10 protein-coding genes and 4 pseudogenes are annotated in these 14,239 nt (G+C 39.8%); 9 read left to right on the forward strand and 5 right to left on the reverse strand.

The features are described 5' to 3' along the window. Window positions 1-121: 121 nt before the first annotated feature. From H6G97_RS34435 to H6G97_RS53315, 5 genes and pseudogenes are all read left to right on the forward strand, one after another. Window positions 122-1,084: pseudogene (locus tag H6G97_RS34435) on the forward strand (transglycosylase domain-containing protein); the annotation flags it as partial. A 60-nt stretch (window positions 1,085-1,144) separates the two neighbouring features. Continuing rightward, window positions 1,145-1,870, forward strand: coding sequence for a response regulator transcription factor (locus H6G97_RS34440; RefSeq protein ID WP_190944899.1), 726 nt, complete (start codon window positions 1,145-1,147; stop codon window positions 1,868-1,870). Between the two features lie 340 nt (window positions 1,871-2,210). Next, window positions 2,211-4,520: pseudogene (locus tag H6G97_RS34445) on the forward strand (COR domain-containing protein); the annotation flags it as partial. Then, window positions 4,517-4,852, forward strand: a complete 336-nt coding sequence (locus H6G97_RS34450) for a DUF6883 domain-containing protein (protein ID WP_190944900.1) — start codon at window positions 4,517-4,519, stop codon at window positions 4,850-4,852. The pseudogene H6G97_RS34445 and the gene H6G97_RS34450, both read left to right, overlap by 4 nt. A 5-nt stretch (window positions 4,853-4,857) precedes the next feature. Beyond that, window positions 4,858-5,529 (forward strand): DUF4926 domain-containing protein, encoded by a 672-nt coding sequence (locus H6G97_RS53315; RefSeq protein WP_190944901.1) that lies wholly within the window; start codon window positions 4,858-4,860, stop codon window positions 5,527-5,529. A gap of 135 nt (window positions 5,530-5,664) precedes the next feature. On the opposite strand, the gene H6G97_RS55550 is transcribed toward H6G97_RS53315, so the two are convergent. The 3 genes and pseudogenes from H6G97_RS55550 to H6G97_RS34465 form a co-directional block, all read right to left on the reverse strand. Continuing rightward, window positions 5,665-5,904 carry a XisI protein gene (locus H6G97_RS55550; RefSeq protein ID WP_199349852.1) on the reverse strand — a complete coding sequence of 80 codons (240 nt, stop codon included), beginning with the start codon at window positions 5,902-5,904 and terminating at the stop codon, window positions 5,665-5,667. Next, the gene (locus tag H6G97_RS56170; RefSeq protein WP_199349854.1) at window positions 5,874-6,029 is read right to left on the reverse strand and encodes an element excision factor XisI family protein; all 156 of its coding nucleotides are present in this window, start codon (window positions 6,027-6,029) and stop codon (window positions 5,874-5,876) included. The genes H6G97_RS55550 and H6G97_RS56170 overlap by 31 nt, the downstream gene beginning before the upstream one ends. Continuing rightward, window positions 6,017-6,475: pseudogene (locus H6G97_RS34465) on the reverse strand (XisH family protein). The gene H6G97_RS56170 and the pseudogene H6G97_RS34465 overlap by 13 nt, the downstream one beginning before the upstream one ends. Window positions 6,476-6,813: 338 nt before the next feature. On the opposite strand from H6G97_RS34465, the gene H6G97_RS34470 reads away from it, so the two are divergent. From H6G97_RS34470 to H6G97_RS34485, 4 genes and pseudogenes are all read left to right on the forward strand, one after another. Then, window positions 6,814-6,981, forward strand: a complete 168-nt coding sequence (locus H6G97_RS34470; RefSeq protein ID WP_190944902.1) for a hypothetical protein — start codon at window positions 6,814-6,816, stop codon at window positions 6,979-6,981. Between the two features lie 125 nt (window positions 6,982-7,106). Further along, window positions 7,107-8,539, forward strand: a pseudogene (locus tag H6G97_RS34475) (glycosyltransferase). Between the two features lie 128 nt (window positions 8,540-8,667). Further along, window positions 8,668-11,085, forward strand: a complete 2,418-nt coding sequence (locus tag H6G97_RS34480) for a sucrose synthase (RefSeq protein ID WP_190944903.1) — start codon at window positions 8,668-8,670, stop codon at window positions 11,083-11,085. A 106-nt stretch (window positions 11,086-11,191) separates the two neighbouring features. After that, on the forward strand, window positions 11,192-11,965 hold the full coding sequence (locus tag H6G97_RS34485) for a sucrose-phosphate phosphatase (RefSeq protein ID WP_190944904.1): 774 nt from the start codon (window positions 11,192-11,194) through the stop codon (window positions 11,963-11,965). A gap of 223 nt (window positions 11,966-12,188) precedes the next feature. Here H6G97_RS34485 and H6G97_RS34490 read toward each other — a convergent pair whose 3' ends face one another. Both H6G97_RS34490 and H6G97_RS34495 read right to left on the reverse strand, forming a co-directional pair. After that, window positions 12,189-13,055 (reverse strand): DUF2382 domain-containing protein, encoded by an 867-nt coding sequence (locus H6G97_RS34490; RefSeq protein WP_190944905.1) that lies wholly within the window; start codon window positions 13,053-13,055, stop codon window positions 12,189-12,191. Window positions 13,056-13,429: 374 nt separating this feature from the next. Further along, window positions 13,430-14,053 carry an S-layer homology domain-containing protein gene (locus H6G97_RS34495; RefSeq protein ID WP_338421902.1) on the reverse strand — a complete coding sequence of 208 codons (624 nt, stop codon included), beginning with the start codon at window positions 14,051-14,053 and terminating at the stop codon, window positions 13,430-13,432. Window positions 14,054-14,239 lie beyond the last annotated feature (186 nt).

A 14,239-nucleotide genomic window follows, 5' to 3' on the forward strand; every position in this document is an offset into this window, starting at 1 on the left:
TTCTTGTAGTTCTGCGATCGCCGCTTGTAAATGCTGGTTTATCATTGTTCGCTGTTAGACAGATATACACCTCCGTATTATCTCATAGCCTTTTTCAGAAATCAAATATGATTCCTATACTAGCTTCCAAATGATGGCAGAAAGAACTATAAAGAAGTGGCATAAAACCCTTAAAGGTAAAGGATTGAATAATAATCAAATAGCTTTGGTGGCAATTGATCCGCGCACACATTTTATCAAAGCATTAGTGGGTGGTGTAGATTCAAAAACTAGCGAATTTAACCGAGCAACTCAAGCCCACCGTCAGCCAGGATCTTCTTTTAAACCGTTTGTTTACTATACTGCCTTTGCTACTGGTAAATTTACACCACGTACAACGACCCTAGATAATCCAGTTCGTTATCGTGATGGTAACGGTTGGTATTCTCCACGGAACTACGATAATACCTTTATGGGAGCAATATCGGTTAGGGCTGCCTTGGCACAATCGCGTAATATCCCCGCAGTCAAACTTGGCAAAGCTGTAGGTATGAATAAAGTTATTGAAATTTGCCGTACTTTGGGAATTATGAGTCCAATGTTACCTGTGAGTTCTTTGCCACTAGGTGCAATTGGTGTGACACCGCTAGAAATGGCTAGTGCTTATGCAACTTTTGCTAATTACGGCTGGCGATCGCCTTCAACGATTATTGCCCGTGTCACTGACGGTAGTGGCAATGTGTTAATAGATAATACTCCTAAACCTCGACTAGTTCTTAACCCTTGGGCAGCAGCAGCAACTTTAGACGTGATGCAAACAGTGGTTCAACAAGGAACTGGTAAAGGCGCAGCTATCGGCCGTCCAGTTGCAGGAAAGACGGGTACAACCTCTTCTGAGAAAGATATTTGGTTTATTGGTACTGTACCGCAGTTAACGACTGCCATCTGGGTAGGGAGGGACGACAACCGGCAATTATCTAACCGCGCGACAGGCGGAGGTATGGTGGCTCCTATTTGGCGTGATTTTATGCAAAAGGCACTTAAGGGTGTGCCAGTAGAAAACTTTAAGCCACCTTCTAAGTTTCCTCGTCCTAAATCAAAGTGAAAGTATTAAGGTTAGATATTAGGATTTATCCTAGTTTTTTAATTCACAAATATTCTAACAATGCGGATTTTGGTAGTTGAAGATGATGTCCAGCTAGCAGAGATGCTGATGGAAGCCCTCACTGACCGTCAATATGTGGTGGATGTGGCCCAAGATGGAGAGGAAGCATGGGATTGCATCAAAGTGTTGGAATATGATTTGGTGGTGTTAGATATTACCTTACCCAAGTTGGATGGTGTGAGTTTTTGTCAACGCTTGCGATCGCCTATGGTGGGGCGTAGCCCATCGCCTACATCACCACGTAGCCCATCGCGCAATAGCACAATACCTGTCCTCATGTTAACAGCACGCGATACCCTTGGGGACAAAATTACCGGGTTGGATGCTGGGGCAGATGATTATATGGTCAAACCTTTTGAAATGCCAGAGTTAATGGCTCGTGTTCGCGCACTGTTGCGCCGCAATAGTTCCGCAGCATCATTCCCAGACCTTGGTTGGGGTAGTCTGCGTTTAAATTCCAGCACTTATGAAGTTACATACGCTGACCAGCCTTTACACCTAACACCTAAAGAATTTGCTCTTTTAGAATTAATGGTTTCTAGCGGTCGGCGGGTGCTAAGTCGAGCCGGAATTATTGAGCGCATCTGGTCACTTGATGATCCTCCGAGCGAAGAAACCGTTAAGTCTCACATTAAGAGTTTACGGTATAAACTTAAAGATGCTGGTGCTGCCGATGATTTTATTGAGACAGTTCATGGATTGGGCTATCGCTTAAAGCAGCTTTAGGAAAATACCCGATTTCTACCTGATATTTACCCTTTATCTTTACAACTGATTGTTAAATTACAATTACTGAAGTTAACCTCTTCTTTGACACTAGAACACTATTATTCTCCAAATCAATTTAATTATTGGTTTGGGGAATTTTAATTTTTATCTAACTTAGGACTTACGCATTGACAATAAATACCAAATATAGATCAAGTTTAAAAACCACATCTTTCGTAAGGGCACAGCATTGCTGTGACCCTACAGCATGATCTATTTACGATTGCAGGATAATTACGAAAAGCCTGAAAGAACCTATTTTCGTTAATTCACATCATGATGCATAATTCGAGTAGAGCTAACTGAAATACCTGATGCGATCGCTAAATTAACCCATCTCACTGTGCTTGACCTCAGTGACAACCAAATAACCCAGATTCCAGAGGCGATCGCTAATTTAACCAATCTGACGCAGCTTCACCTCAGTGACAACAAAATAACCCATATTCCAGAGGCGATCGCTAATTTAACCAATCTAATAGAGCTTAACCTCAGTGAAAACAAAATAACCCAGATTCCAGAGGCGATCGCTAATTTAACCAATCTAATAGAGCTTAACCTCAGTGAAAACAAAATAACCCAGATTCCAGAGGCGATCGCTAATTTAACCAATCTGACCCAGCTTATCCTTTATAACAACCAAATAAGCCAGATTCCAGAGGCGATCGCTAATTTAACCAATCTGACCCAGCTTATCCTTTATAACAACCAAATAAGCCAGATTCCAGAGGCGATCGCTAATTTAACCCATCTAAGGCAGCTTGACCTCAGTTACAACCAAATAACCCAGATTCCAAAGGCGATCGCTAAATTAACCAATCTGACGCAGCTTCACCTCCGTCGCAACCAAATAACCGAGATTCCAGAGGCGATCGAAAATTTACCGAAATTGGAAAAACTAGATTTACGGGGAAATCCGCTTCCTATTTCACCAGAGATTTTAGGATCTTCTGATGATGTTGGTTCAGTTGAAGATATTTTCAATTACTTGCCATTACTCCGTAGCGGTGAAGTGCGTCCACTCAACGAAGCCAAACTCTTGCTCATCGGACAAGGCAGCGTCGGCAAAACATCCCTCATTGAGCGATTAATCCACAAGAAATATGATAATAATCAACCCCAAACCGACGGACTCAATGTGGAAACTTGGAACGTGCAGGTCAATAGTAAGGACATCCGCCTCAATGTTTGGGACTTTGGCGGACAGGAAATTTATCATGCTACTCATCAGTTTTTTCTGACTAAGCGCAGCCTCTATCTCTTAGTCTGTAATTGTCGCACCAGCGAAGAAGAAAACCGCATCGAATATTGGCTGAAACTAATCGAAAGCTTCGGCGGAGAGTCCCCCGTGATTATCGTTAGCAACAAAAAAGACGAACAACCCCTCGACATCAACCGCAAGGCATTACGCGAAAAGTATTCTAACATCCAAGCGATTATCGAAACCTCCTGCCAAGACAATATCGGCATTGATGAACTTCGCACCGCCATTTTCCAGCAAGTCGGCAACCTCAAAGAAGTCTACGATCTTCTCCCCCTGACATGGTTTGAGGTTAAACAACAACTCGAATCCATGCCCGAAGACTTCATCACCTACAACCGCTACATCGGCATCTGCCACGAAAACAAGATTCCCGAAGAACAAAACCAAGATCAACTCATCGATCTCCTGCATCGGCTTGGCTTAGTTCTCAACTTCCGTGAGCATCCCATCCTCAAAGATACCAACGTTCTCAAACCCAACTGGGTGACAGAAGGCATTTACACGCTCCTGAGCGATGAAGACCTCAAAACTAAACACAAAGGCATTTTCACCCTCGCCGATCTCACCCGCATCCTCAATCCAGAGCGCTACCCCGCCAAGCGTCATGACTATCTGATCGGGCTGATGAAAGAATTTGAGCTTTGCTTTGCACTAGAATGTCACCCACCACAATTTCTAATTGCGGGACTTCTGCCTAAAGACCAACCAGACGAAACAGAACTCCACGGCGAAACCCTGGAATTTCAATACCATTACAAAGTTCTCCCCGAAAGCATCATCTCCCGCTTCATCGTCATTACCCACGAAAAAATCCATAACCAAATCTATTGGCGCAGTGGCGTAATGCTCCAATATCAAGAAAACAACGAAATCTACAACATCGCTCGGATCAAAGCCGATCCCGAAGACAAAAAAATCTTCATCACCATTAGCGGACGTAAAGAAACCCGTCGCTTATTTCTCGGCATCCTCCGCGATGTCTTCAAAAGAATCCACAAAAGTCTTCCCAACCTCGAAATCACCGAATGGGTTCCTGTCCCCAACCATCCCAACCACCCGCCCCTCGACTACCAAGAACTCCTCGGACTCGAATCAATGGGTGAAAGTACAATCACCATTGGCAAACTAAAATTAAAACTCGATTTGCGTCAACTTTTAGATGGTTACGAAGACATTGGAATACGTCAAAGAAAACAGACTGGTTTAGATGTAGAAGTCTCGGAAGATAGTCCTTACAATATTTCCGTTAACATTAACGATCATCGCCGTTCTAAAACCTTTAACCAACATGGAGAAGGCGATAATTTTGGAGGCGATCGGGTAACAGGCAATAAAATTGGATGAAGTTACCCAACTTTGAATTAGCGTTTATCGATCGCAACAAACTGCAAAACTATAGCCTCAACTCCCAACACGATCGCGGAAAGCATAAGGCCAGACTGTTTGCCGCTATCCTAGATTTAAGTAGCGATGATGCAGAAATTCTGCAAATGCTAATCCAAGATGCGATTCAGAATTATGAAGCGATTCCCAGCCTGTTAGATGAATATGGTCAACGTTACATCGTCGATTTCCCTATCACCCGCAACCAAAACACTGCTAACATCCGCACAACTTGGATCGTCCGCCCCACCGAAGATTTTCCCCGTCTCATTAGTTGCTATATTTTGAGGTAATGCCCATGCTTGCGACCCCAAACAAACTTAATTTATTAGATATTGTTGCTCTTAAAACTCCCTTATCCGAACATAACCTGCTTGCAGGTCAAGTAGGAACCATTGTCGAAATCCTCGCCCCCGAAATATACGAAGTAGAATTCAGCGATGATGACGGTCAAACCTATGCCATACAAGCTTTACCAGCCCATCAGCTCCTAAAACTCCATTACAAACCCCTAAAAACTATGTCTAACAACATCAATCAATTTGGCAAAGGCGATAACGTTGCAGGTGATAAAATTCAAGGTGATAAAAACCAAAATGACTTCAAAAACGCAACTATTGGATTTGTCGCTCAAAACCAAGCCCAAGCCACAGTAACCAACCTTAATCAAACAAGCGGCGCGAGCGTAGCAGAACTAATGCAAATCATTAGCACCATGCGCCAAACTGCCGCCCAATTCCCACCAGAAACCCGCGACGACATGATCATTGATATTGATGATGTAGAAGTAGAAATTCAAAAGCCAGAAAAAGAACGCAACTTACCCAAACTCAAAAAGCGTCTAGTAGCTTTACTAACTGCTGCTACTGTAGTCGCTGGCCCGATCGCAGGTATGACAGATTTTGCAAACAATGTTATAGAAATAGGTAACAAAGTAGGCATCGAACTAAAGCTTCCCTCTGGTAAATAGACTTTTCTCACTCCAGAGGCGATCGCAAATTCAAGCTTCACAGTTATTAAAGAACAAACAAGCGATCGCTTTGTATCAATAGCTTGAGATGATTCCTGCCTTTGATTTGATGAAAATTGAACTAGCGATCACTACCTAACCTACAGCAAACTCCGTATCAGAGCGCACCCTAGCAGGTTGAAAACCCAAAACTATATCTTCATGTGGTACACCTAATTTTAATAACTCATAAGCGATACCATCTTCCGTACCATCATATTGAATCCAAATCTTGCCATTCTTAATATCCAAATGTAGCAAACATCCATAATCCCTGATATCATTCTGCTTCCAACCCACATACACTAATTGATAGCGATGCCTGCGGCGGGGCAAAGCCCAACGCGCTCCGTATCAAAAATAGGTTGAGCCTCAACATCTTTTGCCGATTTCATCGAGCGATCAGCTTTTGCTTGGATTAGTTGTTGAATATATTGCCTGTAGAGAGCTACTTTATCCATTGCTCAATCGTCTCCTTTTCTAAGTCATAAACTAAAAGCTTAATTTGACTACGTTGTACCACTCTATTAATAAAAGCTAAGTTAAAAAAGGTTTGATAAACAAAACGAGGTACTGCTAAATATAAAATTCGCTCTGGATCTTCATCTTCTAAAGCATACCGATAATTTAAAAACTGTCCATGCGCCAAATGAAAATCAGAAATCCTTGAGGGACTAATAAAATTTTTCACCTCAACTGCAATTTTATCATTTCCCTTTTGGGCAGCGATAATTTATTCTGCCCCAATGTCTATATACATTTCAACCCCACCTATACGCAATTCGTATGGATCGTGAGTTATTTGCCATCCGTCTTTTTCTAGAGCGCGTTTAACTTGCTCGTGATACAAATCTTTTGCCATATTATGGGTTGCGTTGAGTAACTTAAGCGATCGCCAATAAATCATAGCACTAGAACATTTTAGCTAAAATTTGAGGTACTCAAAACCTTCAGCGCGATCGCATAGGTTGAAATGATACCCACCTTTGACTTGATGAAAATTGAACTAGCGATCGCAGGCAAAATTAATTAACCCTTTGATACTCGCTTCAATACTGCAACCAGTTAAAATTTAATTCTTAAATATTTGATATTCTCAAATTAGATAAAAACTTATTTAAATAGCCTTAATTTTCTTAATAACCGATTTCTCACCGATTTCTCACCGATATTTCAACTTCTAAAATGTAATATCTTGTGACGAAGGCACTTTGGTAACTTTATCTCGGTTTTAAGGAAATTTTTATGTCCCGTTTTTCAGTAAATATTTCCAATATTGTTATTACCAATGGAGAATATAGCAAGCTTAGAGCTTATGCAGAATATCATCAAATATCAATTCCTGAAGCAATACGGTTATTAATTGATTCTCTTCCAGAATGCTCTCAAAACAATAAAAAATTAAGTAGATAGAATTCATTTATCTTTCCTAGAAGGTTTTTACACATTTCTTTGGATGATAGGTAACTTAGTAAATAATTTTTACTCCAAGTTACTTAGCTGTGAATTATTGTGTCGTATACAATTAAATTTTAATTATGAATACTCTTGCTTCTTCAAATTTAGTTAAATCTCTAGAAAATTATGCACTAGAAACGGCAAATTCTCAACCCATTTATGCACTAATTTCAGTTCATGGCGATCCGACAGCCGAAATTGGCAAAGAAGGAGCAGGTGGTCAAAATGTCTACGTGCGAGAATTGGGATTAGCATTAGCGAAACGCGGTTGTCAGGTTGATATGTTCACACGACGCGAACACCCCAATCAAGAAGAAATTGTGGAATTAGCGCCAGGGTGTCGCACAATTCGTTTAAATGCTGGGCCAGCCGAATTTATTTCTAGAAATAATTTATTTGAATATCTACCAGAATTTGTTGAAGCTTGGCTAAATTTTCAACAACGAACAGGTTGCAACTATGCACTGATTCACACTAATTATTGGCTTTCTGCTTGGGTAGGATTGGAAATTAAATCTCGATTGGGATTACCTCAAGTTCATACCTATCATTCTATAGGGGCAGTTAAATACGGTAATGTGGAAAATCCACCGCCGATTGCTGCAATTCGTCATTGTGTGGAGAGGGCAATTTTAGAACAAGCAGATTATGTAATATCCACTAGCCCTCAAGAAGCGGAAGATTTACGTCAGTTAATTTCGCAACATGGACGTATTAAAGTTATTCCTTGCGGAATTAATACTGAACACTTTGGTTCTGTCAGTAAAGAAGTTGCTCGCCAACAGTTGGGAATTGCTCCAGATTCTCAAATCGTTTTGTATGTTGGACGCTTTGACCCTCGCAAGGGAGTTGAAACTTTAGTAAAAGCCTGCGCCAATTTGCCTTCAGCATTTCAACTTTATCTAGTTGGTGGTAGCCGTGAAGATGGAGCAGACTTTCAAGAACAACTACGCATTCAAGCTTTGGTGAACGAACTGGGATTGGAAGCAGTTACAGTTTTTACCGGGCGAATTTCTCAAGCGCTGTTACCTGCTTACTACGCCGCAGGGGATATCTGCGTTGTACCGAGTTACTACGAACCTTTTGGCTTAGTTGCAATTGAAGCAATGGCAGCAGGAACGCCCGTAATTGCTAGTAATGTGGGAGGATTGCAGCATACGGTTGTGCATGGTGAAACTGGACTTTTAGTTCCTCCTCGTGATTCTACAGCATTGGCGACGATCTGTTAAAAAACCCTACTCTAAAAGAGAGCTATGGCAATGCTGCACAGAATTGGGTGCAGTCTCGTTTTAGCACTCAGGGAGTTGCCGCCCAAGTTCACGAACTCTACCAATCTTTAACAGTTGATACATTCGTTCAAGAAATTATTCAAACTAAAAATTTAACTCCAGAGTTAGAAAAGCAAATTCAAACTTTGTTGAAATCCAAAAGTTTAAAATCTAGTGAAATTAAATCTTTAGAAAAATTAATTGACTCCTTTGATAACGGTATTGTGCAGTGGGCGACCAGTTAGACCTAAAGCATCTGAAATAGAAATAGTAGCCTAAGTTAGTCTTTGAGGTTTTAGAAGCAGATGAAGAAGTTTTAATTAGTCTACTTACAGAGAATTTTAGTTCACGTTTCATAAAGTATAAACTACTCATGCTGGAATTAATTCATTCAATTGTAAATAGCGAAGAACATATTGATTTGCATCAATTTTTGCATCAACTTCGTTGGCAGAATAAATCATACCTGCTGCGAAATGATATTCTGGATGCTTTTAACGATTACTGCAAAAGTTTGCAAAAGCCAGAGTCATTTCGCAATACCTCACAAGTAAGCAAACTCATCTACCATACACAAGAGATTATCCTCGAAAATGAAACTTGTTGTTTGGTAGTTAGACCGAGAATTGGTCATCAACAAGTATTTCATATCGCTGAAGACCTACAAGTTGAACCAATGAGCGTACAGGAGTTATTAGACTTACGCGATCGGTTTGTCAACCGTTTTCATCCTAACGAAGGTGGTATCTTTGAAATAGATTTCCATCCATTTTATGACTATTCTCCGGTAATTCGTGACTTTAAAAACATCGGTAAAGGAGTACAATTTCTTAACCACTACCTCTCAAGTAAACTTCAAGAGTCGCAACAATTACAAGAAAAACTATTTAAGTTTTTGAGTTTGCATAACTACAATGGTACGAAACTGCTGATTAATCAACACATCCAAAACCACCAGCAGCTTTCACAACAGATTAAACTAGCTCTTGATTTTCTTAACAGCTATAGTCCTACTACTCCCTACACCGAATTTCGTTTTGAGTTGCAAGATAAGGGCTTTGAAGCTGGATGGGGTAACACCGCAGGCCGCATTCAAGAAAGCTTAGAACTTTTGGATGGGTTAATAGACTCACCAGACCATCAGACTTTAGAAACCTTCCTTTCTCGAATACCGATGATATTTCATATCGTCTTGGTTTCACTTCACGGCTGGTTTGGACAGGAAGGAGTGTTAGGACGGCCTGATACTGGTGGACAAGTTGTTTACGTTTTAGACCAAGCTAAAAATCTTGAGCAACAACTCAAAGAAGATATAACTTTGGCAGGATTAGATATTTTAAATGTGCAGCCGAAGGTGATAATTCTTTCCAGATTAATACCTAATAGTGATGGAACTCGCTGCAATCAGCGTCTAGAGAAAGTTTACGGTACTAAAAATGTCTGGATTTTGCGGGTTCCGTTCCGAGAATTTAATAGAAAGCTGACACAAAATTGGATTTCCCGGTTTGAAATTTGGCCTTATTTAGAAACTTATACTATTGATGCCGAAAAGGAACTATTAGCTGAATTTAATGGTAAACCAGATTTAGTTATTGGTAACTACTCTGATGGTAACTTGGTAGCTTTTTTGCTGGCACGTCGCTTAAAAATTACCCAGTGTAATATTGCTCATGCTCTAGAAAAGTCTAAATACTTGTTTAGTAACCTCTACTGGCAAGACTTGGAGGAAAAATATCATTTTTCACTGCAATATACAGCAGATTTAATTGCCATGAATGCTGCTAACTTCATTATTAGTAGTACCTATCAAGAAATTGTAGGTACACCTGAGAGTGCAGGGCAATATGAGTCTTATAAATGTTTTACAATGCCCGAACTTTATCACGTAGTAGATGGGATAGAGTTATTTAGTCCTAAGTTTAATTTAGTGCCACCGGGAGTAAATGAAAGTTACTTTTTTCCTTATACCAAAACAGACGAGCGTTTTTATTCAGAGTGCGATCGCTTAGAAAATTTGCTGTTTAATTTAGAAGATCCCAACTTGGTATATGGTAAATTAGATAACCCCAACAAGCAACCAATATTTTCGATGGGGCGTTTAGATAGAATTAAGAATCTCACAGGTCTGGCGGAGTGTTTTGGCAAAAGTGAGGAGCTGCAAGAACGCTGTAATTTAATTTTAGTAGCCGGAAAGCTACGAATTGAGGACAGCGCCGACCATGAAGAAGCCAGTGAAATTGAAAAACTCTATAGAATTATTGAGCAATACAATCTTCACGGCAAAATTCGTTGGTTGGGTGTGCGCTTATCTAAAAGTGATTCTGGAGAAACTTATCGCTTAATTGCTGACTGTCAAGGAATTTTTGTTCAACCAGCTTTGTTTGAAGCTTTTGGTTTAACGGTTCTAGAAGCAATGATTAGTGGCTTACCCACTTTTGCTACCCAATTTGGCGGCCCATCGGAAATAATTCAAAACGGAATCAATGGATTTTACATCAACCCCACTCGCCTAGAAGAAATGGCACAAGTAATTCTAGAATTTGTGAATAAGTGCGACCATAACCCAGATTACTGGTTAAGAGTTTCTCAACAAGCAATTGACCGTGTTTTGAAAAACTATACTTGGAAAATTCACACTGCACGTCTACTTTCACTTGCAAGAATTTATGGTTTTTGGAACTACACCTCTAAAGAAAACCTTCAAGATTTGTACCGCTACCTGGAAACAATATTTCATTTAGTGTTCAAGCCAAGAGCGCAAAAACTTTTAGCACAGCACATACAACGCTAAAGCTAGTGTTATTAATACAGAGGTAAGGATATACTTCTGTATTTAAATATATAAATTATCTACATAGGTTTGAATTTATGTAATTTTTTAGTGGAAACAAACAAAGATGAAACTACTTTTAGTTATTGAATTAGACAATACCTTGGTTAATAACAATCAAGCTATTGCCGCTTTAAACCAAAGGTTAGAAGCTATAGGCAATCAGATTTACTTAGTCTATGTTACTAGTCGTTCTTATGCTTCTAGTCGTCAGATGATAGCACAAGCACAGCTTTTGAAACCCGATTATTTAATCGCTAGTGTAGGTACTGAGATTTATCAACAGGGTTTGCTTTTACAAAAGGATTGGGCAAATCAAATCTCACAAGATTGGGATAGAGATGCAGTTTGGGCAATTGCTAGCTACTTTTCTGCACTGATACCTCAACCTAAAAGTGAACAAACCCCCTATAAATTAAGCTTTCGGCTAGATATGGATGCGTCGCTTGAGGTTATCGACGATTTAGAAGATTTGTTAGCTTTTACTGGATTGCAGGCTCAGGTAATTTTCAGCAATGGGCGGGACATTGATATCATACCCAAGAACAGTAATAAGGGTAAAGCAACTGCATATCTGCAACAATTGCTGCAAGCGCAATCAGATGCAACCGTTATCTGTGGAGGTTCTGGAAATGACATCAGCTTATTTCAACAGCCATCAGCCGGGATTATCGTTGGTAATGCCCAAACGCAACTTCTGTCGTGGTATTACAAGACACATTACCCTTGGCACTTTCTAGCTCACTACCCAGGTGCCGCAGGTATTCTTGAAGGATTGATTTATTTTAATATTTTGCCATTTCCTAATAATTGGCGATGGGCTACGCCCCACCAGAGGTAATATAGTGTCCGGTTAAAAACTTATCATTAAGACTGCAAGGGGGCAGGGAGCAGGGGGAGAAAGAATTTTCAAGTTTTTGTACAGATGCACGCCCATCATAACTAATCAGTCGGACATGATATGATTGCAACCTATTCCAAATTAACTTTGAATGTCAAAAAGTGCCCCGCACTTAGCTTCTATAAATGCGGGGATATTTCATTGGCAGTTATCTCAAAGCCATTTAGCTTTTTCTCTCATGCAACCGCTCATCATTCGTATTAACGTCTAATTCCTCACGACGAACAGTACCTTCAGCTTGAACTGTATCCTGTTCAACTACTTTCTTAATTTTCACTTCCTCACGCAAAACCGCTTCCTTCTGAATATCAGGGGTTTCTTCATAAATGTCCATCCGAGCAACTTCTCCTTCACGGAAGTTAGCTTCATTAGGCGATACAGTTCTACCAGCTTCGTTTGGAGTAGTGCGTTCAATGATTACGCGTTCTTTTTCAACTGGTACAGCAACTCTTGCCGTCTGAGTTTCAACGTGTTTGCTAACAGATACTTCTCCTGTCTTAACACGAGATTTATTGGCAACTAAACGTTCTTCGTATAGTTTTAGGTTTTGATGATCCTGCTGATTCATATCGTAAAGATTTGGTTCATGTTCATAGGTATATGTATTGCGATCGCTAGAGACTGGTGGAGCATTTACAGGTGTTGATGTCTCTAAAGATGCTTGTCTTACTGGAGTACGATAAACTCCACGCACTTGTTCTTCATAATCGTAATCAATCTGTTCCAAATCATTAAAATCTGGTAAGCTTTCTACTTGCTCCTTCGTCAGCCCAATAGCATACACGCGCCGATTGCTATAGCCGATTCGAGAACGCCCAATTGGTAACAATACTTGTCTACCGAAGAACCAAAAACCTGTGTCAACAACTAAATAGCGCACGCGACCCGAATCATCAACCAAAATGTGTTTGATACTGCCAATTTTATCGTCATCTATGTCTGAATAGACATCAAAATCCTTAAGATCGTAGTTATCAAAATCTGCATCGCCATAATTAGCAGCAAACTCTTCCAGTTTGTATAAAGCCATATTCTTTTTGATCCAACAATCTATATTTACACTTACCTATTTTAAAAATAAAAATTTTTACTACTTCTTTCTAAAGAAAGATATTAATATCAATAAACTAATAACTATAGATTAGATTTTAAAAAATAAAAATTATATTTAGGATTGCTCATAAGAAAATATGACCTCTGTTTAAGAATGCAGAGGTTTGCCTAGCAATCCAATTTGATTGGAAAAATTACTTCCACATGAAAAGTGGATAGTCAAGAAGGTAACACAAGTGTACTGTATTGGATTTCTTCAAAAATCAAAGAAGAGTCCTATAATTAAGCTGTTCAAGCTGAAATCAGCTAAACTCCTTGATAACATTAGCTTTGATTAAAGACAAATTACATTTATTGAGCATTTTGTTTGTTGGCAGGAGTACGAACAACATATTTATTAGCAGTTGAATTGGCAGCAATTGGTTCTATTTTCCCTTGGGAAACTAAAGTTTGATAAACTAAAGCTGTAATCTCTCCTCTAGTTGCAGGTTTACTTGGATTAAGAACTTTAGGATTTGGATAGTTGACCACTATATTTGCTTTAGTTGCGGCTGCTACATCTCCAACTGCATATTGCGGAATATTATTGGCATCTGCGTAAGTGTTAGTAATAATAAATGACGCAGGACGGTTAAGATTTACAGCATTAGCTGCTACGGCTGGGGCTTTTGATATTAATAAAGGCTGCATTAAAGCACTAAATGCTAGTGGCATTATACGTCTTTTTACAGGTTTTTGTGCGGTTTTTTGGGGAACTACTCTCTGCATGGCCGTGGGTACAGTAACTGCTGATGTACCAGTAGTTAGATTCAGACCTTTGTTTAAAGCAACTATAGCCTCAACCTTAGAAACCGATTGATTGGGACGAAAGTATCCACCAGGATAACCTGTCATAAATCCTTGTTGATATGCTTCTTCAATGGGACGAGTAGCCCAATAGTTAGTAGGAACATCCTTATATACGTAATCGACCACGGGGCGATCGCAAATTACAAGAAAGTAAAACCCATTGACATCAAAGAGTTAGAGTTCAAAAGAAGCAGACAGCAGACTAATTCAATTTGGGAAATCAAACTGTATAAATTCGTGGGTTTTAAGCAGCATAATTGAGCAGCAACTTTACTCGGCAGGAACTTGTGGAAGTAAAGAAGGAGTTGGTTG

Source organism: Nostoc flagelliforme FACHB-838 (genome assembly GCF_014698065.1).
GTDB lineage: Bacteria > Cyanobacteriota > Cyanobacteriia > Cyanobacteriales > Nostocaceae > Nostoc > Nostoc flagelliforme_B.